This window comes from Enterococcus sp. AZ194, from assembly GCF_051713825.1.
Lineage (GTDB): Bacteria > Bacillota > Bacilli > Lactobacillales > Enterococcaceae > Enterococcus_K.
The window spans coordinates 3,586,294-3,611,824 of sequence record NZ_JBIOQR010000001.1 but is presented as its reverse complement, the minus strand read 5'-3'; the positions used below and the strand labels follow the sequence as shown (position 1 = coordinate 3,611,824).

At 38.6% G+C, this 25,531-nt stretch carries 21 protein-coding genes; 17 read left to right on the top strand and 4 right to left on the bottom strand.

The window, feature by feature from the left end; genetic code table 11:
- Positions 1–157 precede the first annotated feature (157 nt).
- Positions 158–475, top strand: a complete 318-nt coding sequence (locus IGI37_RS16800; RefSeq protein ID WP_438763222.1) for a hypothetical protein — start codon at positions 158–160, stop codon at positions 473–475.
- A gap of 577 nt (positions 476–1,052) precedes the next feature.
- Here the strand turns inward: IGI37_RS16800 and IGI37_RS16795 are convergent.
- Both IGI37_RS16795 and IGI37_RS16790 read right to left on the bottom strand, forming a co-directional pair.
- The gene (locus IGI37_RS16795; RefSeq protein ID WP_438763221.1) at positions 1,053–2,579 is read right to left on the bottom strand and encodes an ABC-F family ATP-binding cassette domain-containing protein; all 1,527 of its coding nucleotides are present in this window, start codon (positions 2,577–2,579) and stop codon (positions 1,053–1,055) included.
- A 488-nt stretch (positions 2,580–3,067) separates the two neighbouring features.
- A complete protein-coding gene (locus IGI37_RS16790; protein ID WP_438763220.1) occupies positions 3,068–3,316 on the bottom strand; it encodes a type II toxin-antitoxin system RelB/DinJ family antitoxin in 249 nt (82 codons plus the stop codon).
- 265 nt (positions 3,317–3,581) lie between these two features.
- On the opposite strand from IGI37_RS16790, the gene IGI37_RS16785 reads away from it, so the two are divergent.
- The 5 genes from IGI37_RS16785 to IGI37_RS16765 all read left to right on the top strand — a co-directional run bounded on the left by IGI37_RS16785 (position 3,582) and on the right by IGI37_RS16765 (position 7,967).
- A complete protein-coding gene (locus tag IGI37_RS16785) occupies positions 3,582–4,283 on the top strand; it encodes a glucosamine-6-phosphate deaminase (RefSeq protein WP_438763676.1) in 702 nt (233 codons plus the stop codon).
- Positions 4,284–4,589: 306 nt separating this feature from the next.
- Positions 4,590–4,688, top strand: coding sequence for a type I toxin-antitoxin system Fst family toxin (locus IGI37_RS16780; protein WP_438763219.1), 99 nt, complete (start codon positions 4,590–4,592; stop codon positions 4,686–4,688).
- A gap of 756 nt (positions 4,689–5,444) precedes the next feature.
- Positions 5,445–6,293 (top strand): metallophosphoesterase family protein, encoded by an 849-nt coding sequence (locus IGI37_RS16775; protein ID WP_438763218.1) that lies wholly within the window; start codon positions 5,445–5,447, stop codon positions 6,291–6,293.
- Between the two features lie 205 nt (positions 6,294–6,498).
- Positions 6,499–7,203, top strand: a complete 705-nt coding sequence (locus tag IGI37_RS16770) for an MgtC/SapB family protein (RefSeq protein WP_438763217.1) — start codon at positions 6,499–6,501, stop codon at positions 7,201–7,203.
- A gap of 17 nt (positions 7,204–7,220) precedes the next feature.
- Positions 7,221–7,967 carry a tyrosine-protein phosphatase gene (locus IGI37_RS16765; RefSeq protein WP_438763216.1) on the top strand — a complete coding sequence of 249 codons (747 nt, stop codon included), beginning with the start codon at positions 7,221–7,223 and terminating at the stop codon, positions 7,965–7,967.
- A 1,061-nt stretch (positions 7,968–9,028) separates the two neighbouring features.
- On the opposite strand, the gene IGI37_RS16760 is transcribed toward IGI37_RS16765, so the two are convergent.
- Positions 9,029–9,853: a DUF92 domain-containing protein gene (locus tag IGI37_RS16760; RefSeq protein ID WP_438763215.1), complete on the bottom strand. Its 825-nt coding sequence runs from the start codon at positions 9,851–9,853 to the stop codon at positions 9,029–9,031.
- A 107-nt stretch (positions 9,854–9,960) separates the two neighbouring features.
- Entirely contained in the window at positions 9,961–11,019 is a 1,059-nt protein-coding gene (locus IGI37_RS16755) for an FUSC family protein (protein WP_438763214.1), read from the bottom strand.
- 322 nt (positions 11,020–11,341) lie between these two features.
- Here IGI37_RS16755 and infC point away from each other — a divergent pair, with 322 nt between their 5' ends.
- The 11 genes from infC (at position 11,342) to IGI37_RS16700 (ending at position 25,495) form a co-directional block, all read left to right on the top strand.
- On the top strand, positions 11,342–11,863 hold the full coding sequence (gene infC / locus IGI37_RS16750; protein WP_438763212.1) for a translation initiation factor IF-3: 522 nt from the start codon (positions 11,342–11,344) through the stop codon (positions 11,861–11,863).
- 76 nt (positions 11,864–11,939) lie between these two features.
- Positions 11,940–12,140, top strand: coding sequence for a 50S ribosomal protein L35 (gene rpmI, locus IGI37_RS16745; RefSeq protein WP_010769978.1), 201 nt, complete (start codon positions 11,940–11,942; stop codon positions 12,138–12,140).
- A 61-nt stretch (positions 12,141–12,201) separates the two neighbouring features.
- A complete protein-coding gene (rplT, locus tag IGI37_RS16740) occupies positions 12,202–12,561 on the top strand; it encodes a 50S ribosomal protein L20 (protein ID WP_438763210.1) in 360 nt (119 codons plus the stop codon).
- Between the two features lie 323 nt (positions 12,562–12,884).
- Positions 12,885–17,834: a hypothetical protein gene (locus tag IGI37_RS16735; protein ID WP_438763209.1), complete on the top strand. Its 4,950-nt coding sequence runs from the start codon at positions 12,885–12,887 to the stop codon at positions 17,832–17,834.
- Positions 17,835–18,176: 342 nt separating this feature from the next.
- Positions 18,177–18,950, top strand: a complete 774-nt coding sequence (locus IGI37_RS16730) for a WxL domain-containing protein (protein ID WP_438763208.1) — start codon at positions 18,177–18,179, stop codon at positions 18,948–18,950.
- A 106-nt stretch (positions 18,951–19,056) separates the two neighbouring features.
- A complete protein-coding gene (locus IGI37_RS16725) occupies positions 19,057–20,376 on the top strand; it encodes a DUF916 and DUF3324 domain-containing protein (RefSeq protein ID WP_438763207.1) in 1,320 nt (439 codons plus the stop codon).
- A 427-nt stretch (positions 20,377–20,803) separates the two neighbouring features.
- A complete protein-coding gene (locus tag IGI37_RS16720) occupies positions 20,804–21,388 on the top strand; it encodes a class A sortase (RefSeq protein ID WP_438763675.1) in 585 nt (194 codons plus the stop codon).
- A 768-nt stretch (positions 21,389–22,156) separates the two neighbouring features.
- On the top strand, positions 22,157–22,501 hold the full coding sequence (locus IGI37_RS16715; protein ID WP_438763206.1) for an LPXTG cell wall anchor domain-containing protein: 345 nt from the start codon (positions 22,157–22,159) through the stop codon (positions 22,499–22,501).
- On the top strand, positions 22,482–23,279 hold the full coding sequence (locus tag IGI37_RS16710; RefSeq protein WP_438763205.1) for a WxL domain-containing protein: 798 nt from the start codon (positions 22,482–22,484) through the stop codon (positions 23,277–23,279). The genes IGI37_RS16715 and IGI37_RS16710 overlap by 20 nt, the downstream gene beginning before the upstream one ends.
- 32 nt (positions 23,280–23,311) lie before the next feature.
- Positions 23,312–24,199 carry a WxL domain-containing protein gene (locus tag IGI37_RS16705; protein WP_438763204.1) on the top strand — a complete coding sequence of 296 codons (888 nt, stop codon included), beginning with the start codon at positions 23,312–23,314 and terminating at the stop codon, positions 24,197–24,199.
- A 126-nt stretch (positions 24,200–24,325) separates the two neighbouring features.
- Positions 24,326–25,495, top strand: coding sequence for a DUF916 and DUF3324 domain-containing protein (locus IGI37_RS16700; protein WP_438763203.1), 1,170 nt, complete (start codon positions 24,326–24,328; stop codon positions 25,493–25,495).
- The last annotated feature ends 36 nt before the right edge of the window (positions 25,496–25,531 follow it).

Sequence of the window (25,531 nt, the reverse complement as noted above, 5' to 3'; positions counted from 1 at the left end):
GATTTTTTGGTACGCGTCAGCTTAATTTTTGTTGCCTTCTCTAAACTGAAATGATAAGGTTCAGTTCTTTGTTCTAGTTTTTAAGCAAAAAGTAAGTTTCAAAAGTTTAGGATTTGTGCGGAGCGTTTATCTTTAGCGACGAAAGTGGAAATGGGCGATGGGCTTATTAGCAGTTGGAGACATGCGCTTAAAAGAAACAATCATTCTACCATTAGTGAATCGAGTGATAGAAATATTAGTTGACACAACACGAGGAGGGAGCTCTAAATACGGTTCATTGATTTGGACAGACTATACGTATACGCTATTGGCGCATTGTAATCCAAACTACCCAAAACAAGTGGTAGGACACACGCCTGTTTCTGATATGGATGATTGGAATATCCTTATCGGCATTGATACCTTTAGTTTAACAAGAGAAGGTTATCCGATTGGTGAAGGCGACCTATTATTTATTGAAGGGGAAACCGCCTGAGCAATCCAACAGATTATAAGGCAGCTCTTATTAATCAGGCATTTTTTAAGCGGTGAACTGGCTGTTGTTTAGTAAGCTTCGTCAAATGATAAAGAGGTTGGGACAGAAGTGTTTAACTCCGAGAAATAAGAGGGAATCCACGAAAATTGCTCTTCAAATTTTTGTGAATTTCAGCTTATTTCCGAACCTTCAACTCTAGCATGTCCCATGCGTAGAAGTTGTTGAGAGCGGAACAACGTCCTTCAATTCTTAAGGTGTTCCACCTTTAGAGATTGATGAGATCGGAGTCTTTTTGCGCAGTGCAGATGGAGTTGCTTCTGCGCCCACCGTTTATTCGGGAAATAGGAGCATGGGCATAACTTTTTGAGTTATGTCCCATGCTCAGTCACTAATTTTTAATTATGAACACAAACATAATGTTTACGTTCATAATGTTGATAGGCCAGTGTTTATAATAGAGTACAGGAAGATTCTACTTCAAGGTAAGAATAAAAGAGGCGCAACTTTTGATGACTCACCGAAAGCTGCGCCTGTTTTTTTGTAAGTAGTAAGAAATTATGCTGACGCTCTTTTTCGTTTACTCCGCATTAATTTCAATCACACGGCTAACGATATCTTGGTAAAATTCTTGTTCGTGAGAAACGATGATGACCGTTCCTGCAAATGTAGCAAGACTTTTTTGCAAGCTGACTTTGGTTTCTTGGTCAATGTGATTTGTCGGTTCATCGAGAATTAAGAAGTTGCCTTTTTGCATCGTCATTTGGCAAAGCTTAACCTTGGTTTGTTCGCCACCACTAAGCGTTGATAGGGGTTCTTGAGCTAGTTGGTTAGGCAAACCAGCTCGTGAAAGATGTTTGCGGAGTTCCTTAATGGTCGCTTTTGGATACAAATCACTCAAGTATTGTAGCGGCGTTTCAAACGGGTTACTCCAGACTAAATCTTGCGAAAAATAGTTTAGTTGGGTATTTTCTGGAAAATGGAAGTCACCGCCTAGTTTGGGTAGTTCATCAATTAATGTTTTTAGTAAGGTCGATTTTCCAATGCCATTAAAACCACGAATAGCGACTTTTTCCCCATAACGAATCGTTAAATTAATAGGTGTCAACAGAGGGCGCTCATAACCAATTACAAGAGCCGTCGTTTCTAAAGCTAACGTTGTCACGATTGGCGCATAAGGAAAATCAAAATTAGGTTTTGCTGCACTTCCCGGTGGGGTTAGTCGATCGATTTTATCTAATTGTTTTTGACGACTTTTGGCCATCGTTGAGCGTGATCCAGCTTTGTATTTACGGATATAACTTTCTGTTTTTTCAATATGTTTTTGTTGTGCATGGTATTGTCGTAAATAAGACTCTCGATTTTGTTCTTTTTGTTTGAGCGCTTGAGTTAAGTTTCCTGTGTATTTGATTAAGCGACCAAACTCAATATCAGCTATATGTGTAGTGATTTGATTCAAGAATGCGCGGTCATGAGAGACAACTAGAAAGGCCCCAGAGAATTCTTGTAAAAACTGAGTGAGCCAGGTGATGTGTTCATCATCCAAGTGGTTAGTCGGCTCGTCCAAGATTAGGACATCCGGTTTTTCTAGTAATAATTTAGCTAAGATAATTTTTGAACGTTGGCCGCCGCTAAGATTTTTTAATTGAGAATCCATGCCTAAAACATCAATTCCAAGCCCCGTGCTCATCTCATTAACTAGCGTGTCTATCTGATAAAAGTCTCCTTGGTCTAATTCTGTTTGCAAACGGCCTGCTTTTTCTAATAACCGATCATCGAAGGTTTCTCCATATTCAGTATATAATTGGGCAATTGCCGCTTCTTTTTCAAATTCATTTTTAAAAGCCAAACGTAAAAATTCGCGAATATTGAGTGTTTCATCAACCTCTACATATTGATCTAAGTAACCAACATGGGCGTTCTTTTGCCAAGCAATTCGGCCATCATCGGGTAAGATTTCTCCCGTGATAATTTTAATCAGTGTACTCTTACCAGCGCCATTTTGACCAATTAAGCCCATGTGTTCGCCTCTATTTAATTGCAAATCAATTCCTTCGTAAAGAATCTTTTCTCCAAATTGTTGCGTAATGTTTGTTAATGTTAACATGTGTGTTCCTTCTTTCTGTCAATAAAAATAGCAGATAAAGAGACATGCTCTTTTCTGCTGGAATGAAAAAAGCTATCAACAAAAGCGATTGTTGATAGCGAAATATACAAGTCAATGATTTATAATCGAAAAATGGCGACAATAAATAAACCTGTCAAAATTGACCATTTTTCGATGAAGAAAGGGATAAAAATCTTATTGTATATGCTTTTAACAATGCTTCATCATCCAGTTGTTAAAAGCTGTTTCTCTGATTAGTGGCAGATTAATATGGCGATTCATCATTCTACACCTCGACTTCTTTGTTGTAATAGACTTTATCATCTGAAATTTTTTCTGTCAAGTAAGAGGGAAATTTTTAATGAAATTGAGCCATTTATTACCATCATTAACACTAACGCAAGAGCAATAATGAGTTTCTAGGTCTAGGCAGCTTACATAAGTCGACAGTGGTCTTTTTTACATCTTTATCAAAGCGCGTGGTTGTTTTATCGTTCAGCACGTTCTTCCTCGGAGGCTTCTCTATTCATTCTGGTAAAATAGCTGCTCAAGTCTTCATTGTTGACTAAGTCTTTATTTGTAATCAGACTGTCAGTTTCTTTGAAGGCTGAAACAGTCTCATCAGTGGGCTGAAAGGATAGCGTCTCAATGTCAAATGGAAATTTCCCAGTTTTAACAAATTTAGTTAAAAATAGTTTTACTGCGACGGATGTATTCATTCCAACTTCATCAAACATTTTATCTGCCTCATTTTTAAGTCATCGTCAATTCTGATAGTTGCCGTGATAATCCCTCCTTTTAAAAATGTTCTAACAAATATGATGGTCATTGTATACAAGCTACTCCTCGTGGCTTTTTTTCTAGGCATTTTCATTTCAATAGTCCTTGGCCTATATGACGTTGTATTGATTACAAAAAAGAAGGACATATTCTTGCGCTCTGAAAAAAACGATGGTATAATTGGACTATACCAAAAATACAGACGATAAAGGAGCAATCATCATGGAAATCATTCGTGTGAGAGATGCTGAAGAAGGCGGAAAAAAGGCATTTGAAATTATTCAATCAGGCATAAACAATGGAGCAAAGGTATTAGGCTTAGCGACAGGTAGCACGCCAGAAACATTATATAAAGAAATGAGAAATAGCGAGATTGATTTTCGTGAGATGGTTTCAATTAACCTTGATGAATACTTGGGCTTAGGCGGAGATGATGCGCAAAGCTATCGTCACTTCATGAATGTTCAATTATTTGATAAAAAACCATTTAAAGAAACGTTTGTCCCTAACGGCAAAGCGGAAAATCCAGAAGCTGAATGTGTGCATTATGACTCAATTATTGATGAGCATCCAATTGACATCCAAATCTTGGGAATTGGTACAAACGGCCATATCGGCTTTAACGAACCTGGTGCTCCTCTAGATGGTGGAACAGCTGTGGTGAACTTAACTGAATCAACAATTGAATCAAACAAACGTTACTTTGACAAGGTAGAAGATGTGCCGACTAAGGCGATTTCTATGGGCATTGGTTCTATCTTAAAAGGTAAAAAAATGGTTCTTATGGCTTATGGTGAAAACAAAGCAGATGCGATAAAAGCAATGATTAACGGAGCTGTAACGACTCACGTGCCAGCCAGTGCCTTGCAAAACCATCCAGATGTAGTCGTAATTATTGATGACGCTGCAGGAAGCAAACTGTAAGAGTCGGTTTGTCACACTGTCTGGTTGTTAAAAAAGCATAGTCTATGGCTGTGCTTTTTTTGCTGGAAAAGGTTTGCGTGCTAAAAGTATGAAGTTAAAATTGTCGCTAAAATGGATTTTTATTGACCTCTTCGTCAGGTATCTGAAAACTAGTGGGGCAGATGGATTTATTAGAAAAATCTATTTCTAAAAATGAAGTTTTTAAGTTGTACTTATTCATGAAAATGGTATTTGAAAAACATTTGTCAGGTTTTGGTTTTCCCTACAACGCTAGTGGTATAATATAAAAGGCAACTGCCACATAAGGTGGTGCTAAAATTGTTTGAGAAATTAATTTCGTTGGTTATCGCACCACTCTTAGTGGGACTAATAATTGCGTTAGTTAATCATTGGCTAGACGATTAGACGATAACCATGCAGTTGCTACTAGCTCCAACGCTGGTGTCGCAACAGTGAAAAGAAAAAGCCAACCTATTCCAGTAGGTTGGCTTTTTTGGTACTAAAATTGTTTTTAATTAATTTCGTATCGCAAAGTAATTGTATCATCTTTTTAAAGGAAAATCCATATTTTTAGTTTACAAAGTAAACGATTAGGAATTTTTATTTGAAATTTTTTGAAATTTGCGAAAGGGATATATCTTCAAAACTGGAAATTTTCAAGAAAAATATAAAGTACCTTGTTACGCATAGAAATGAGGCTTCATAAAATATATATCGGTTTATTTTTTATTTTCATATTCCTTCGTAAACGATTCGTTTTCTAGGAGGGCTCTTCCAGTTCCTTCAAGTTCAATCAATTTTATTTTGTGTAACGGCTTTCTCGAATGCTTGGAATAGATGTGAAGAACTTGTTAGAGCATATTGATTTTCGGAGTTTTTCACTACTCGACCTGAGTTTTTTACTGTCAAATTTATGAGTACGGCTGCTGTCAATAGTGAGCTGACCGGGATAAGAGTTCCTCTTACAAAAAATCAACTAAGCTCAGACGTCCACGTAAATCGCAGTTTCGCTTCTTTTGTTGTGAATTCTTGGTATGTTAGTAAGTGCTGCTATTCTCTGTGTGAAATTTGAGTAAAGGTTGACTAAAACTAGGGTTGTTAGGGTATCATGAGCATAAGAAAAATAAATAACTGTAGGACAACAGAAGGGATGTAGGATTGATGAAACATAAAATTGCTTTGTTTTCTGACATACATGGAAATGTAACAGCTTTTGAAGCAGCGATTGCGGATGCTAGACAAGAGGAAATAACCGATGCATGGATTTTAGGGGATATTCTGATGCACGGATGGGGAACATCAGAAATTTTCGAGTTGGTTGACTCTTTGAATCCATCTGTTTGGGTTAAGGGAAATTGGGATGATCTTTTGCTGATGGTGGATGAGAAGAATGAGCACTTTGATGTGAAGGACCCATGTGATATTTACATAGCAAAACTAGGGATGGATTTACTTAAAAAGCTGTCCAAAAAGAACGTCAATACATTAAGAAATCGACCGTTAAATCAGACGCAATCATTAAATGGGTTAACCTTCAGTATTGCACATAATTTGCCAAATAATAATAGCGGCGGTGCACTTATACCAACAGCAGACCAAGAAAATTTTGATGGATTGTTTAGTAGTCAAGCAATCGATGTTGCGGTATACGGACACGTTCACCATCAGTTAATGAGATATAGCCACACAGAACAATTGGTCATTAATCCAGGAGCCGTGGGGTATCCTTTTTGTGCAAGAAAAAATCTTCGAAAAGAAGGACGGGCTCACTATGCAATTCTTTCTGTTGATGAAGAAGGCGCACTAGATGTCAGCTTCCGGCAAGTGAAGTATGAGATAAATCAAGAACTTGAAAGAGCACAGAAGGCAGATTTAGCCTACTTTGAAGCGTACCAAGAAACTCTGGAAAAAGGTGGTACTCGAACGCATGACCGTGACTATCTTTTTGAACAGAATCAAAAATTTGCTTATGAGGAAGAGGTAAAAGCTTACTTAGCAACAGAAAACTAGAAGTTGTGGGAGCCGCCAAACGAATGGACGACTAGAAAATACTTATTTTTGTTTGTTTTCTATTTGGTAGCTGTCAGTGTGTACAGGTCTTTCTTTTTTACATAAACTAGCCGTTTTTTTGAAAGCAAAAACCAAATTTTCATGGGGTGTTCGGGTGATAATTTGGTCTAAGAGTGGTATAGTTAAAAGAGTGAGGTGACAGGAAATGGTTAGTCCATTAACAATACCTGAAATTATTTTACGGCTAGTCTTAGCCATTTTAATGAGTGGTGTAGTTGGATTTGAACGGCAATATAAAAGTCGACCGGCTGGCATGCGGACGCATATTTTAGTTTGTTTAGGGGCGACAATTATTGCGCTGATTCAAGTCGAGATTGCCAGTAGTGCTATTCAAGCAGCGATAGACAATCCTAGATTGGCAGGCGTGATTCGTTCAGATGAAGCTCGATTAATAGCTCAAGTGGTCAGTGGTGTTGGGTTCTTAGGTGCAGGAACGATTATCGTAACCAAACGTTCAGTGACCGGTTTAACAACCGCAGCTTCTTTATGGGCTGTGGCAGGAGTGGGTATTTCGATTGGGATGGGCTTTTATGCAATCGCACTTTCTAGCTTTTTAGCAATATTTTTTGCTTTGACCTTAGTTAAACGGATTGTTCACATTCCGACCACTAAAAAATTAGAGGTTCAATATATCCATCGAGAAGAGACAAAAAGTTTTATTTCTCAGTATTTTGAAGATCGCAAAATAGAGATTGATGACGTCAATTTTGATGTGAAATTTGTCGGGGATTATCGAATTTACACGAATATTTATACGATTGATTTACCAAGAGGATTAACGTATGCGGAAGTTATTGAAGAGCTTTCGACGTACAAAAATATTACCAAATTACGATTAGTAACGATTTAATCAAGAGGAGGATGTTAATGAATTTAGCGAATTTTAGAGAATTGGGTGGCTTAAAAAATAAAGAAGGACGCCAAGTAAAACATAATCGATTACTTCGTTCAGGAGAGGTTTTCCAGATTAACGAGACCAGCCGTGACGTGTTGAAACAACATGACTTGAACAAAATTATCGATCTTCGTGGCGAACACGAGATTACTACTCGACCCGATGATGAGTTGGATGCAGTGAGCTACCACTGGATTGATATCATGAAAGAGGTTCATGATAACGGCAGTATGGAAGACTTAATGGATGTTAGTGATTTAACTTTAGTCAGCAACCATATGAAAAAACTGTATACCAATTTGATTTTAAACGAAGGTGCGCAACAAGGTTATCGAGAATATTTCGATGAGTTATTAAAAACAGAGTCTGGCAGTGTGTTATTTCACTGTTTTGCCGGGAAAGATCGTACAGGGATCGCTGCTGCGTTAACCTTAGAATTTTTGGATGTTCCAAGAGAAACGATTTACGAAGATTATCTAAAAACAAATATTCAAAGACAGAAACCCAACGAAATCTTCTTGAAGGAAGCCGCTGAGCGCGGAATGACAGAAGGCCAGCTTGCCGGAATTAAGGTGGCGATGGAGGTTGAAAAAGATTATCTTGACCATGCCTACCAACTCATTGATGAAAACTTCGGCGGAATTGAAGGCTATGGAAAAGAAGTGTTACGCTTAAGCCCATCTGATTACCGTTTATTGAAGGAATTGTATTTGGATTAAGGTGTCTTTACCAGTTAGGTCGAAGAAAAGTGGAGGAGTAGATAAACTCCTTTTAACGTATACGAGCGAACTTAAATAATCAAAAAACTACTCTTTGCTTTTTAGCGTGGAGTAGTTTTTTTGTGATGGACTTAGAATCAGACCTGACTTAGGGGACACAGCATGCGAATAGACTTTTGCTAAACACTGGAAATAGAAGGGCTTGAGCTTCTTTCTACAAAAAAAGCTCCGTTCTTATCAATCTCTAAAGGTGAAACACCCTAAGAATTGAAGGGCTGCGTTCCGCTTTCGACAACTTTTCCGCAGGTCACATGCTAGAGATGAAGCTATTTGTTACTGAAAAACACAACAAAGAATGAATGGATGTTTGACAATACATACCTGGTGACGTTTGACATTACATACTTGGGTCTCGGAGTTAAGCGCTTTAGTTCGATTTCTTTCGCTTATTTCCAAAATTTCGGACTCTTTCTTGAAGCTTTTTGAAAAGTGTATTGGGTCACGATAACCAACCTTGGTACTAGTTTGTTTGATGGATAAATTGCCTTCAGAAAGTAGTTGGGCGATCTTGGATAAGTGATACTGAATAAAACCATTAAAGAGGCGAGTGCATTGTATTTAACTAATAGGAAACGAATAATCAAGTTAAAAAGGAGAATAGAGCAAAATAGAGAGGACCTCCTCTTTATTTTTTATGAAAATCATAAAGAATTTCACGCTTTTTAGTAAGCTTTTTTAGTAGTCTCCCTTTTTTAGTCACTCATTTTCTATATTTTAATTTAGAAATTAAAAATAGTAAAAAAAAGGATGGGTTTCTTCGAGTATTATTAGTAAGAATCAGCCCTGATATGTAAACAGATTAATTAATGAATAAAGAGATAAAAAGTACTTTAAAGAAGAAATAAACGTAGTGAAGGAGGAGGTTGGGCCCATAAATAAAAAAGTACCCGTTTCTGTTGTGCAACAACTGCATAACAGAAACGGGCACTTACTAGTTGAATACAGCACAAATAGCCAGGTTCTTATAAAAGATGAGCTATTCATATGTCCCTCAAAAAAACTCACTGCAACATTCTCCACAACATCCCCGCGACCACAATCGTTAGCAGTCCACTGAAAAAATTTACTTTATCATTATCTAACCAGCGAAGGCCTTTTATTAAATGTGTCTGTTGACCATGGTGGACGGTCTGTTCAGTCCACTGGTGACAAACCACACATTCATAACGTGCTTGAAGGCTAGCTCCTAATAAACTATCAAAAACAGAGGCCAAAATGCCACTGAAAAAAGGGATGAGAAAATAGCTAGCTGAGATCAACCCGTTCATTTGTGACAGGCTAAATAACAGCCAAAAACTGATTGAAATTAGAAAAGAAGCACCGACTGAGGCTAACGTTCCGAGTCCTGTGATGCCACCAGAGGTCCCGGTGGGAAGCTGTTTGAAGGTTAAAATAGAGCGTGGCGTACTAGGGCTTAATTGACCGATTTCAGAGGCCCAAGTATCTGAAGTGGCACCAGCGATTCCTGCGACGTAACCAACCAAAAAGAGTTCATTACTCGTGTAGGCGTAAAGCAGTAAGCTCAAAACAGCGGGAAGACTATTTGCTAACACTTGTTGGGCATCTCTGGTGTGGCCTTTTTCTGCGATAAGGTCTTGATGAGCCGTAAAGAAGCGTTTTTTGATTAGGTGAATGAGTCCAGAGCTTAGAAAGAATAGAAGCATTAAGCACCAGCTAATCCACGAGCCGAAAGTCGTTAGTAGGATACCGACAAAAAAGAGGGCGATGGTGCCAGATAAGGTTAACTGCTTGGTTAGGTAAGCGAAAAAGCCGAATATTATGCAGACGACTGCACCAAATAGTGCACGGTAAAACAAAAGTAACATCTAGCTACGCTCCTTTATCCATAATCTTGTATCAACTGTCTATAAAAAGTTCTTTTTTTACTTAACTCAAGCCAAAAAAGAACAAGGGGAATTTGTAAAATAATAGGTTATTCCTCAATATCATCGTGAATTTTTTCGTGAAGCTGGAAGGCTCGGTTATAAAAAGTTAGCCCTGTCACCATGATCCAAGCAGAAAGCACACCCAAAAGACTACCTAAAACAATGCCTAGAAAACGATATTGAATCAGCGAAAAAATATATTGTTGGCGTGCTAAGGTAGAAAGCATGAGGGTCATCGGTGTTGTGAAAAAGTTAGCAACACCATAGTTACGACGGACAAAAAATTCGACAGTTAAATAGAGTAAGGTAATCACGATAATGGATTGAAGAGTTGATAATGGTAAATTTAAAAGAAAGGCAGCAATAAGTAGGCCAATGGTTGTTCCAAAAATTCGTTGGATATTACGATGCATCATAGCACGAAGATTATCGCCTTGCAGGATGGCAGCGCAGGAAATGACTAGCCAATAAGGATTCATAAGATGTAAGGATTGGCTAAGGTAAACGGCGAAGAATAAGATTCCTCCATAAAATAAGGCATCCACAATCGCAGCAGGATCTGTGTATAAACGTTCCTGAAGGGAAAGCTTGGGTACTGGAACGGGGGCTGTTTTTTCTGTTCGCTGAACGACACATGCTACAATAATAGATAGGAATACGCCAATGAAAAAGCAGAGGCTCATTTTAACGGTAGACTGTAAAGGAATATTTGTACTAGAGCCCATACCCGTTACTAAAACAATAAAAAAAACGCCTGGTTTGGCAATTTTTAGTAGACGGAAAAGGAGTCTGCCCAAAAAGGCGACGGCTCCTACAAGAATAGGTGCGGTCCAAGAAATATGCGTAGAGAGCATCCCTAGAAAATTTCCGATTAGCAAGCAGCTACCGACTATACTCATTCGGGTAACCAATTGTTTTGCGGGAATATTTTGATAATAAAGGAAAGTAAAAATACCTAACGAGCCAAAACTACCAATAGTTAAGTCATGTAAGGTATAGCCAATTAATAATATCGCCAGCATACAGACACCAGCTCCTAATAGTCGAAACGGATTGTCTTGTGGTTTATGAAAAGTAGTTAGTTCTTTAAGAAATGATTGATTCATTTTTTTACGCCTCCTAGAAATAACCTTAGCACAAATAGAAATGGAAAAACAATGGAAAGTTAATAGGATTTTCAGAAAATGACAAAATTTCTCGAAAATAGGTTGACTTGCAAGAGAAATGACAGTATACTGATAGAGTTGAGAAATAAAAGTAGAGGCCGCCGCTTCTCGCCTTAGTCGATTTTGTCACTGGGCTAGATAGTTTCACTTACAAGTACAGTTAAGTCGTGTAAGTTGAAAATGTGCGGGTTCAGATAAGGAACTCGTTTTTTTATTGCCTAAAAAGGGAAACTTTTCTTTCTCTCAATAAACCTGGAGGTGAATGACCATAGCAAAGGATATGATGGTTAACGACGGCATACGTGCACGCGAATTACGATTAATCGGTTCAGACGGCGAGCAATTAGGTGTGAAAACAAAAGCAGAGGCTCTTCAAATTGCAGAACAAGCTAATCTAGACCTTGTTTTAGTAGCACCAGGAGCAAAACCGCCCGTTGCGCGAATCATGGATCACGGAAAATTCCGTTTTGAACAACAGAAAAAAGAACGTGAAGCGCGTAAAAAGCAAAAAGTGATCAATGTGAAAGAAGTTCGTTTAAGTCCAACAATCGATATCAATGACTTTAACACCAAACTTCGTAATGCCCGCAAGTTCTTAGAAAAGGGAGACAAAGTGAAAGCTTCTATCCGTTTCAAAGGCCGTGCCATTACCCATAAAGAGATTGGTCAGAAAGTTCTTGATCGCTTAGCTGAAGAAACAGCTGACATTTCAACTGTCGAACAAAAAGCGAAAATGGACGGACGCAGCATGTTTCTAACGCTGGCACCGAAAACTGAAAAGTAAGTTTTTATTGACTCACTGATTGTTAGAATAGGCAGTCATAGTCGGATAATGAAAGATTTTGAGGAGGAAATAAGTCATGCCAAAACAAAAAACACACCGCGGATCAGCAAAACGTTTCAAACGTACTGGTAAAGGCGGATTGAAAAGATTCCGTGCGTTTACAAGTCACCGTTTCCACGGTAAAACTAAGAAACAACGCCGTCAATTGCGTAAAGCAAGTATGGTATCATCTGGCGATTACAAACGTATCCGTCAACAATTAGCAAAAATGAAATAAGCCATACAAAACGGCTTTACCAAATTAAAATTCAAAGAAGATTTATTAGGAGGAATTAAACATGGCACGTGTTAAAGGTGGAACAGTAACTCGTAAGCGTCGTAAAAAAGTGCTTAAATTAGCAAAAGGTTACTACGGTTCAAAACATACCCTATTTAAAACAGCAAAAGAACAAGTAATGAATTCATATAACTATGCATACCGCGATCGTCGTCAGAAAAAACGCGACTTCCGCAAATTATGGATTGCGCGTATCAACGCAGCAGCTCGTATGAATGGCTTAAGCTACTCAAAATTAATGCACGGTTTGAAATTGGCAGAAATTGATATTAACCGTAAAATGCTAGCTGACTTAGCTGTAAATGATGCTGCGGCATTCACAGCGCTAGCTGACCAAGCAAAAGCTGCATTAGCTAAATAATTTATTTGAACCTGAAAAGAGGACGAACATAACCCATAAAGTTATGCTCATCCTCTTTTTTATTTGGTAAGAAACGTTCATCGTTCATTTGTAAATAGAGTAGAAAAAACTTAAAAACCATTTTTTTAAAAGTTTTTGCTGTTAAAAATAAGTTCTGATTCAATCAGTTTTTTTCTCTTTTTCTCTAAAAAAATTCAAGAAAACAGGAAAAAATTTAAAAATACCGCTTGTTATAATACACCTGTTATAATATACTTATTCGAGTAGATGAGGTCGTAGGGGACGATTTTTATTTATACAACTGTCCAAAAGGAGGGGAATAAGTGAAAAAATTTACAACATTATCATTAAGCTTGGTTACAGTGCTAAGTCCGTTTTTGATGTCTGTACAAGCAGTAGCTGAAACGAATTCATCAGATGAAATTAGTAAGTCATCTGTAATGGAGACCGGAGAGGGCCTATCATCGAACCAATCATCTACACAGAATTATAACTCTTCGGAATCAAGCGCAACTACTAATGAAGATGAGGGGAAGTCTTCACAAGAAACTGTTCCAGAAAGTAAGAAAGAAAAGAAAAAATTCAAAGTTACTTTCAAAACAGACACGAAACATAATTTCTCATCAGACACTACGGAGATAGAAGTCGAGAAGGAGTCTGATAGTACACTTTCTGCTGAGGAGATTCCGGCAACCGAAAACTTAGACGGTTTTGTTGGCTGGAGAATCAATGGCGCTTTGTATACAACTGAGGTATTACGTACTTTAGAGATTACGAGTGACACAGAGATTCAAGCAGAGTTTGAAACAGTTAAGGCGACATCTACAAAAATTAAATCGAATACCTCGATTAAAGACATCATTGCTCCGGTACGAGATAAAACGCAAGTAATTATTGTACCGGACCCTACTTCAGGAAATGCCTATAAAGAATATGCGGCAAGTGAGGCAGGGATTAAATCTGCAATAAATGACCTTTATCAAAAAGGGTCAGGTGAAGATTATGTTTTGTACATAGGAAAAAATACAACCGTGTCTGCTGATACGGTGGCTAAGACAAAACCAGCGACTGTTACAGCAGCTAACGCAACATTTTATTCGTTGCAAGGAAAGGTTGGAACTTTAACAATTACGGGGAACTCAGAGGATCCAATCAATATTGCAACAGAAGTGCCGGTTAATAGCAGTACATTAACGGTAGGCGGTCTGTCAACAGCCATTCATTTTGGGACAAATATTCAATTCAGAAATATTAAATATTCTGGCAAAGAAATGTTTATGAATGGTAATAGCTTGACGCTGAATGGCGGGGCTTCTGGAAATGGATTATCAATATATGGGGGAACGGATGAAGGGAACGTTACAGGTAATCCAACTATTACTGTAGAAACGACAGGAACGGGGACCTGGAACTTCTACGGAGGAAATAAGACGGGTGGGACCTTAACAGGGAACACATCAGTTGTAATTAAGAATGTTACGAAAACAATTGATACCGTATCAGGTGGTGCAGAGTCTGGCACCATCAAAGGCAATACGTCTGTTCGAATTGAAAATGCAGGGGCAACCATTTCTAATATTTATGGGGGCGGTAAAGGAACGGCAAGCAAGCCTGCCAATGTAACAGGAGATGTGGTAACAGAAGTTGTCAGTACAGTAAAATCAGCACCCAATAATCTAAAAGTTTATTATGGAGGTGTTGTGTACGGGAATATTGATGGTTCTGTAACGAATAACATTCTAGGCTATGGTTCATGGTCAGGGACAACAAACTACTATTATGGAGGGTCAAAGGTCGGAAATATTGGCTCGTCGAAGACAACTCCAGGAATTACAACTACTATTGATACAAGTCAATTTACTTCTGGAAGGGCATATTTTGTAGGTGCAAATGAAACTTCAGGTGTTATTAAGGGGCGTATCAATAATGTAATAAAAGCGGGGGGGACCAATCAAGGCTCATTTAATAGAATCGATGGTGCAGCGGGTAACTCTATAAAGAAAGAACCTTTAGTCCCAGGTGGCTTAAATCCTTCTGTGGCAGATATGAAAAAGTATGACGCAATGACTAATGAAGAACGTAGAGCTTATGCAAGAGAAACAGCCTCATTTTCAGTATATGGAGATATTTCAACCAAAATACTTGAAGGGTCAGTTAGTTATGCTTTAGGGGATAACGTATCCTATACAAGAGCTGCTGGATTTGCTGGTTATATTGAGGGAAATACGTCTGTTGAAGTTGGTGTTGTGGGATCTGCTGACGGGGTTGGTGGAGAAGGATTTGTTTATGGCCAAAAGGGCGATACTTATCGAACAACCCCCCTATCCTATTCAAACTCGACACCAAAAGCGTCACGTCCAACGTATTTTCATAGCGGTGAAATAGGATTTTTCGATATTGTCGGTGGTGGCGGTAGTACAGACGTTATTCATGGAACTGAGATGTATATCTACGGTGATACTAGTGCTGTCTTAAATAATGTATTGGCTCGCTGGACTTATGGAGGAAGCTTTGCTGGGGTTATCGAAGGAAATACGTCGATGACTATGAATGGTGGAATGGTAGACACCTTAGAAGGTGGCGGTTATTCCATGAGAAGAATTTATGGAAATTCCCGTGCGACTATCAATAATGGACAAGTCGATTGGTTCTTAACTGGTGGCGGTTGGGACGATGAGAAAATCGTTGGGAATGCCGGTGTAACTGTCTATGATGGGGTTATAAATGCTTCTGTTGGTGGCTCGTATGGTCTAGGGATTGTATCCAAAAATATAGTTACTGGAGATACGAAAAATTATATCTATGGTGGCGATTTTTCTGGAACTAATAGTGCAACTTTTGCAGCAACGAAAGAAGCACTTGCCTCAGGTCCAACATTCCAAGATAGTATTTATGGAGCAATAATTGAAGGGAATACCGAATTGACCATCGACTTAAGGAATTATGATGGTGAATTTAGATTGCCAACGGGTACTAGTATCAGTGCTGGGGTCCCTTATGGTAATAATAGGAGTGAAGTAGGAAAAGATTCATCTAAAACGATAACGCTGAATATTTATACGAAACCGGGCTCAGATGCTTTAGATGGAGCATCAATCTACGGGGATGGTGCAGTAAATGCTAGTCAAACAAAAAGTGGCTCGATTACTATGAATATTCAAGCTTCTGGTTCTAAGATTGGGCATCTTTATGCGACGAACTACAAAAATGTCCTTAATAATCAGATTTTGCGGGATGTTAAGATGAATATCCAAGGATTGTCTAGTATCCAAGGTCTATCTGGTGGAAATCCTACAGATAATTTCACGGATAGTATTGTTGCTAATAGTAGTAATAAATCAATAATTACTGTCGGTGCAAATGTTGATGGCACGAACCAATACCAAAAAGAGGATATAAAAGTCAATGGTGTTGGTATTGTTAACTTTACGTCGTTGGACATTACTAATGGGATGATGTTAACAGCTGAGAATGGAAATATTAAAAATGGTTCGGGTGCTACTGCTGCAAACCATGCAACTACCTACAACACTTTTGGTGATACTCACTTGTCTAAAGGTGCTGGATTAGGGATTTCCACTTCAACAGGGATGTTCTCACTTGGGAAATTAACTGTTGAAGATGAAGGAACGATTGAATCAGTCCCTGGTGCAGGGAAAATCAATATTACTGATTTTGAAACACCAGATGAGTCGAAAGACCGTTTGACATGGGTATCTTCAGCACCGAAGGCCAGTGCTATGGTCTCAAGTACAGGAACGTGGTTTGGCAAAGCGAATGCTTTCCAAGTGTTGACAGTCAATCCAACCATTAAAAATGCTACAAAAATCAAACCGGCGAACTTTACTGGCCGAGACAAAGAGACAGGAAAAACCTACATTGGTGATAATGATGTGACCAAATCAGGTAGTGGTTATGGAATTGCGATTCCAGGTTCGTTCATCGATTACGAAGTAGAAATGCCAGGAATTGCAGATGGTGATGGAACTATTTCACATGATGTGACACAAGTCAAGCCGAATAATCAGCCTTTAACTTTAGATGCATGGGGCACTGAAGTTGCGAATACACAGGTTAAAAAAGGTCGATTAGTCGTTCCTTTAGGGACTAAAGTGTTACCTACGTTAACCTTTACGCCAGAAACAGTAATGACTGGGTCTTGGCTATATTCGGCGAACATTACTTCCACAAAAATTAGGTCAACCGATATTAAAATCGATGAGAAACCAAATTCTGACCCGGGTAAGTGGACTTCGAGTGATGGCGAATACAGCTATTCAATTAAAGTTAAGTATTCTAACAAGGCAGAAGTTTCAGGTAAGCACGTTTTTGTGAGAGAATCTGAAGCGAAAACAATCACCAAAGACAGTATCTATGCGTATCTCTCAGCTGCAGGACGTCCGTCCTTAAAAGACAATATCACCGACAAATTAATTTCGGAGATTCAACAGCCTTTAGGACTGAATGATGTCTCAAGAGAACACAAAGTGACGTATACTTCTGGTAAAACAGCAGTAAATCAAGTGAGTGAAACTTATAATCTGGTCGTTGTTCGCGATGAATCAGAGATTTCTAAGGATCGTAGTACGGCACTTTATGCTAAATCAACACGCTTTAAATTAGAAGAAGCGAATGCATTAGCTGATGATGTGGAGCTAAACACACATACATGGGCCCGTGTTTTGTTTGCTGACGGGAAGGCTTCTGTTAAACCAACGATTGATGCCGCAGCCTTTGATGCAATCAAATATGTGACAGCTCCAGAGCTATCTAAAAACGTACCAACAAGGTATAGCTATGTTAATGAAGCAGGAACCATTGATCTAGTAAAAATAGTCAATGTCCTAATTTCAGGTGAGTTAAAACTTGTTGAAACGCCAGATGTGCTGAACTTTGGAAATCAAAGAGTTACAAATACAGAAAAAACCTATTGGCCGACCATTACAGGAAATCTGGCGGTGGAGGATACACGTGGTGGGGATAAAGGCAGCTGGTATATGACGGTAGCCGAAACAAAACCACTGACTTCTGCGACAATCGTTCTAGATAAAACAATGTACTTCGAAAATGGGCCAACGGATTATCTGATAGGTAAGGATGCAGTCGTAGTGGAAGCAACAACCTTACAAGAAGATGGAACCTATGTTATTTCGAATCAATGGGGAGAATCGAAAAACCAAGGAATCAAACTAAAAGTTCCAGTGGGCAAACAACGTTTAGGCTCTTATGAGGGAACGTTAACCTGGACATTAGTAACGGGGCCTGGTAACTAGGATTTAAATAAGACGTGCCGAAAAGAATGGTGGGTAGTTAGACACGTTCTTTTCGGAAACGACTGTTTGCAAATTGCTAGTGTAAAAAGACGATGGGGATAGAGTCATGGTGTTACTTCGTTCAAAAATACATAGAGCTAGTCAACTCAGGATATTCTGGGACATTACTGCCAGATAGGCCGAAACGATCAGTGAACAAATCGGGGACCAAGCAAGTGGATACCAAGGAAGTAACTCTTAATAGCTGGGATGAGCATTTTGCCCGTCTTTAAACACTAAGCATAGCGATTATTAATCGGGAACAAAAAAATTATACATAGATATGTTAAGGAGAGAAAAAACGTGAAAAAAACAACAGTATTAACAGCAGGGATCATTTTATTTGGTAGCTTACTAGGCGCATCAAGTGCCTTTGCAGGTGAAAAAGGTGATAGATTAGACTCTACAGCAAAAATTACCTTCCAAGCAGGAACGAGTGGTGAAAATCCATTGGATCCAAAATTACCAAATCCAGAAAGACCGATTATCCCAGTAAATCCAATAAATCCAGAAAAACCAGTTACTCCCGGAACTGATGGACCTTTATCCATTGATTATGTGTCTGACTTCCAATTTAATGTACAACAAATTTCAACAAAAGATCAAACCTATAATGCAGCACCGCAAGCGTATACCACTTTTGATGGCGAAAGTACAACGGGACCTAACTTTGTCCAAGTAACAGATACACGTGGAACACAAACGGGTTGGCAATTACGCGTAACACAGAATGCTCAATTTAAAACAGCAGAAAATGAAGAATTAGTTGGCGCTAAGTTAAACTTTGCGAACGGCCATGCGATTTCTAACCAACAAAATGATCTTGATGAAACACAAAAAGCAGCGATTACACCGACTGTACTTGCTGAAACAACTGATAAAGACTTAACTCCTGGAGTTGAGACAGTGATTATGACTGCTGAAGCTGGTAAAGGGGCAGGTACATGGTTATATGATATGGGGACTGAAGCAACAGCTGCCGAATCTGTAAAATTATCTGTACCGGGTAAATCATCGAAATTACTGAAGGCTTACACGTCTACATTAACTTGGACTTTATCAAATACACCTAAATAAAAAAACATGGATTTAGAAAGTAGGCTAGGACAACTTTGTTCTAGCCTAATTTTCTCAATCACTAGGAATAGAAATACGCGCTGCTTGGCAAAGGAGAAATAAACCAATGAAGCAATTAAAAAAATGGATGTGGGTTCTGTCAGTAGTCATAGGCATTTTGTGTGCAGCAGAAACAGCGACAGCCGCACAATTAAATTTTGCTGTGACCCCAGTGATACCAGAAAACCAAATCGATAAGGAAAAGACTTATTTCGAATTAAAGATGAAGCCTGAACAAGTTCAAACTCTTGATGTGGAGCTACGTAATGATACGGAAAAAGAAGTTAAGGTTAGCGTCCAAGTAGCCAGTGCAACAACCAATATTAATGGCTTGGTGGAGTATAGTCCCAATGGAATCAAACCTGACAAATCATTGAAGTATAACTTGAAGGATCTTGTTCAAGTAGACGAAGAAGTGACGATAAAAGCAAAGAGTAAGGTGAATGTTCCCTTTAAGGTTAGTATGCCTAAAGAGTCTTTTGATGGCATCTTAGCAGGTGGGATTACGTTCAAAGAAATACTATCTGAAAAAGATGTGGCAAAAGAAGATGAAGCTGGTATGGCGGTTAAAAACGAATATGCCTTTGCAGTGGGACTTGTGCTGCAAGAAACGGATGTCGCAGTGGAACCTGACCTGAAAATTCTAGAAGCCAGTGCATCACAAGTGAATGCTCGAAATGTGATTAACGTTGGTTTCCAAAATCCTAATTCAACTTATTTGAATCAATTACGTATGAGCCACGAGGTGACAAAACAAGGAGAAAGTGACGTTTTATACAAGTCATCTGCTCCTAGAATGCAGATGGCACCTAATTCAAATTTTGAATACCCAATCTCATTGGATGGGGAACGATTACAAGCAGGCAAGTACCAAGTGAAAACGGTAGCCTATGCTGGGTTAACGGACAAGGGGAAGTACGAATTCCTTGATGAAGAAGGCAATACCGTGCGTTACTTGTACAAGTGGGAATTTGAAAAAGACTTTGAGATTACTGCAGAAGTAGCCAAAAAGCTCAATGCTAAAGATGTCACAGTTGAAGAAGAAGAGTTTCCATGGCTGTATGTCATAATCGGTGTGCTTGTCTTACTCATTGCGCTGCTGTTACTAATTATATTCTTAAAAAGAAAGAAACAAGATGATGGGGCAAATACAAGAAGAAAAACGAATACAAAAAAAGAAGCAAACGCAGGTGCCAAAAAAACGAGAACGCAACAAAAAACAAACACCCAGCAAAAAGCAGAAATCCGAGCTAGCGCAAGAACCAAAACGAAATCCAAGACTAGACAACGTTCGGCAAGCCAGCAAAAAGAAACAAACAAACCGAACCCAAGCAGCCAACAAAAAACGAAGACCAAACAACCCCCAAGAAGTAGAACTAAAAAATAAGCGAAAAGAAAGTAATAGACTAGAGGTTGGAAAAAAACAAAAAAGTAAGGAATTAGCCGTAAGACCAAACCAGAAACGGAAAAAAAATAGTTCAAAGGTATCAAGTGTAAAGCGAAAATCAAATGAAAATCTAGAGCGAAGCCGAGGGAAACATCAGCAACCTGTCAAAAGACTCAAACAAAGTTGGGGGAATCGGATAAAAAAACTTCTACTCGAGATTTCAATTGATTTGTTACTGGTTATTGGGATTGGTGTGATTTTTTTTCCGTGGTTAGCAGAGAGCTTCGTTTACAGGCAGATTCAACGGACTGAAGTGGTTCAGAAAACGACTTTATCTGTAGACCCTCCTAAAGAAGAGTTTATCGAGCCCCCAAATCTCTCATTTGTATTAAACAAAAATCTGAAGTCAAAAAAAGAAGCGTACGGCATGATTTGGATTCCTTCCATTGGACTAGAACAACCGATAGTCATAGGACTAACCAATGAAACATTACTGTATGGTGGAGTTGCCATGTATCCCCAACGACAATTAGCAACGGATAATTTTGTTTTGTTTGGCCAGCATGTTGGATTAAGTGACTTATTGTTTGGTCGATTAACAGATATGAAAGTCAACGATCAACTCGTTGTGAAGTATTTAGAGGAAGAAATCGCCTACGGGGTAAGTGATATGACTGTGGTCGACGAGACAGAGAATGCAGTGTATGAAATGACGGAGACTGCCCAACTTACTTTAATAACTTATCCAGTCTCTCAGCAAGCAAAACAACGGTTAGTCATTCGAGCACATCCGCTCGAAGAACGACTACAAGATGAAGTTGTGCGTAGGATACTGAAAAGTGATGTCGAATCAGAGCAACGAAGAAATCAGACGCCAGAGAGAATTCAGCAAAAAATCTATAAATTTCCGCAGCTGGCACTCATGCTCTCGCTTGTATTAATAGGCAGTATCCGTATTCTATTTTTTATTATGGGTAGACATAAAGATTCGTGTGTAAGGAATTCACCATAATGGAAGAGCGACAAACATAACAGGGAATGATTGTTAAAATAAAATATCCAGTTTTTTTATTTGGAATATTGACATCGTATTTAAAATAACGTATGCTATAATAAATGGTGTTATTTTGTGGTGAGATGCTGTGAAATCAGCTGTTTTTTGATTTTTTAACTTATAAGAAAAGTTCATACCTATTATTTTTTTGAGTTGTTCTAGCGAAGCAATCAATAGTCTAGGTAATCTAAGTTGAAGCTGGTGCCTGTTTACATAGTTCGCCTCTGGGTAAAGTTAGCCAGTCAATTGAAAGAATACTATGTTTTTCTAAATAACTAATAATAAAAATGCTGCCTAGAATTTATGAGGGAAATAAAAGCCACACATAAGAAGTAAGGTTGACCAAAAAATTGACCAAAAAAGACCCTTTTATAAGGAGCTATATGAAGCATCTCATTGATGGGTTTGTCTCACAGCAGACAAAACACGAGGGTGTTCATTCTGCTTTGTTGAAAATATAACAACCGTTATAACGCGGGTTGAACTTTTTGTAGTCATTCATGGATAGAAGGGTTGATTCTTGTCCAATCAATTTTATAACGGAATACAAAATGAGTCATCATTGGTAAGAGTGGTTCAATGGACGAGGTTGAGTAGCCATCCTTGCTGAAAAAGTCGAAGACACCGATAAATACACTGCAACAGGGGAGTGAAAAGGTAATGGACCTAGGACTTCTAAACGCAAATGGGATTTTTATCAGGTGCCATAAGAAGGAGTGCCGAATAATGAAAAAATTAATTAGGGCTATGTTAGTTACCATGCTCTGCTCTTTTGCTCTGCTCATGTTTACAAACACTAATCATGCAGAGGAAAAGGACGGAGGAGCAGCCAAAAGTCAAGGGAATATTACTTTTGTAGAAGGGGATAAAAAACCAGGAGTGGTCAAGCCTACACCAATTGATAAAAAACCAACGCCAACTCCTTCAGGAAAAAACTTCCCGAAAACAGGGGAGTTAGTTACGAAAAGTCTCTGGATTAGTGGTGTTGTTCTCCTATTTATAGGAGCGTATTTTATCATCTTTAAACGAAAAAGTCAGGAGGCGAAAAAGAATGAAGAAACAATTTCTTAAATCGCTCTTACTTTCAACTGTTATTCTAACAGTTGGAGGCCCTATAGTCTTGGTAGAATCAGTGGAGGAAGCTGGTCCGGTAGTCAATAAAGGTACGATTGATTTTGAGGGAGAATATCCTTGGGAAACAAAAGATCCTGAAAATCCAGGGAAGACAGTTGACCCTGGGGAAAGCGAAAAAGCAGGGAAATCATTGCGAATCGAATATGTTCCGTCTTTTGACTTTAACCAACAGGTCATTTCTTCAAAAGATATGTTGTACCCAGTAAAAGCACAACTGTTCCATGATGATACACCTGCTCGTGCCAACTATGTACAAGTCAGTGATTATCGCGGGACGGGTAAAGGGTGGACGTTGCAGCTTGCTCAAGATTATCAATTTCGTAATCCAGAGGACCAAAATACCATCTTAAATGGTGCGGTGATTTCTCTAAATCATTCTTGGGCAAATTCAGCGGAAACTGGGACTGGCGCACCAACTGTTCAGAAAGATGTGATTGAGATGAATCCAGGAACAACCTATAACCTTGCGGAAGCAAAACCAGGGTCAGGTGAGGGCACATGGTTCATTTCATTTGGGGCTTCTGAAACGAACGATTTTTCAAAAAAGAATACACTTGAAAAAATGTTGGTTGATGGAAAAGCTGTGACGGATCCCGTCTATAAACAGGATGTATACGTGAACAACGCTGTTTCCCTATTAGTACCTGGGAAAACAGAAAAAAGAGCAGTACCCTACCAAACGGTGTTAACTTGGACCTTGTCCGAGCTACCATAAATATTTTTTATACATAATAGGAGGAAACAAGAATGAAAAAAAGAACTTTATGTTCAGCTGCACTTTTAGCTTTAGTAAGCACTGCAGTGTTAGCACCAGTATCTGCAGCAGCAGAAGCTGTTGCAGGACCTGTTGCAGGACCAGTAAACGCAGAGGGAACAGGATCTATTACTTATGAGCAAGGGAATGACCAACCACCTGTAACACCACCAGGAGAAGATGGTCCAAATATTATTGGTCCTGAGAAACCTGGAACTTGGAGCCCATTAATGGTTATTGGTGCTTCAAGTCTAGACTTCGAGACTCAAAAAATTGGTCAATTTACAGAAGCGCAAGAATATTATGCTGCACCTTTTACTACTAATGAAGAACTTGAATCAGGTGAAGTTGGACCAGCAATCACAATGGAAAACTTTGTGAAGTTCCGTGATATTCGTGGGGTTAAAAGCCATGACTTTACTTTATCAGCACAGTTAACAAAACAATTTACAGCATATAATAAAGAGACTAAAACATATGATGAAGAATTAGTTCTTAAAGGAGCTAAACTAGATTACTCTAATGCAACACTAGTAACTACTCAAGCTAACCAAGAAAACTTACCAGTTGTTGGTTCAGAAAATACTACATTAAAATCTAGCTTTACGTTAGCTCCTAATGCTGACACTGGTGTTGCTAACCCATTAGAAGTTGGTAACTCAACTCCTGTATTGACTAACAGAGGAGATCAAGGGTTTGGCGTATTTGATATCAAATTTGGTGAATTAGAACCAGCTGCAGGCGAAGAGTCTAAAGATGCTGCTAGATCAATTAAGTTAACTGTTCCAAATTCAAACAAATTAACAGAAAGCACTTACCAAGCTGTAATTACTTGGACTATTTCTGAAGTATTTACTCCAGGTATGAATGCAGATGCATAATAAATAAAAGCAAAAGAACATTTTTTGGTACAGGAGAAATCCTGTACCTATTTATTCACTAGAGAATGAGAGACAAAAACAGGCAGCTTTTGTGTCTTATCCTCCGAAACGAAACGAGGAAAATGGATGAAGAAAAAAGTATTTACTATGTTGATAATGATAGCTAGTTTATTTTTATTACCAACTAGTGCACTTGCAGAAGGCGATGAGGAAACAACTGATACGGGTTCTAACCCAACAGGCTTTGAGTATCGAGTAATCCATCCAGATAATCAAATTGGTGAGAGTGGTTATTTAGATTTGATGATGACTCCAGGACAAAAGCAAACAGTTGAAATTAAAATTAAAAATACGAATGACAATCCGTTAACCTTAACTGTTGAGTTAAATGGAACGAAAACAAACTCAATCGGTGTGATTGAATGGGGACCAAGTGCAGGAGAGAAAGATCCTTCCTTAAAGTATGCATTCGAAGATATTGTCAAAGCGCCAGCTGAAATTACAGTTGAGGCAAGAACTGAAAAGAGTATTCCAATCGAAATTACGATGCCAAAAGATTCCTATGATGGAGTTATTGCTGGTGGTATTCGGATGATGGTAAAAGATGAGGGAACGACTGATCCAAACGCGACAATTGTGAATCGTTATGCAAGTCTAGTAGGGGTGTTATTGAAAGAGACCGAAACGATTGTTAAACCTGAACTAAAGCTAAATAAAGTTTATGGTGGGTTAAGTAATTATCGAGGCTCAGTATTTATCAACTATTCGAATATTAATGCTGTTTTTATTGGTGGCATGAGTATTGAGGCAGAAATCTTCAGAAAAGGCTCTGATGAAGTTTTGTATGATAAGAAACAAAGTGGTATGGCGATGGCACCAAATTCTCAAATGACGTTTCCAATTAGTATGGAAGGTGATGAGATGAAGGCGGGGGATTACCGTGCACATATCTTAATCCAAGCAGGTAAAGAGAAGTGGGAGTGGACTGAAGAATTCACAATTACTAAAGAAGAAGCCGATAAATTTAACCAAGCCGATGTTGGCGTAATTCAAGAACGCGGAATTGATTGGCCATTGATTGCAACAATCGTTGGGGGTGTTGCTGTTATAGGAATTGGTTTGTTTGTAGGTCTTCGTGTAATGAATAAAAAGAAACAGGCCAAAGCCTTAGCTGAACGCAAACAAAAAATGGGCGTAAAAAATTCCACTAAAAAGAGTAAAAAATCAAGCGCAAGTTCTACTGAAAAATCAGAAACAAAAAAAACAACGAACCGTAAAAAATCACCAAAAGAATAAAGCGTTAAAGTACACAACAAGAAAATGAGGAGAAAC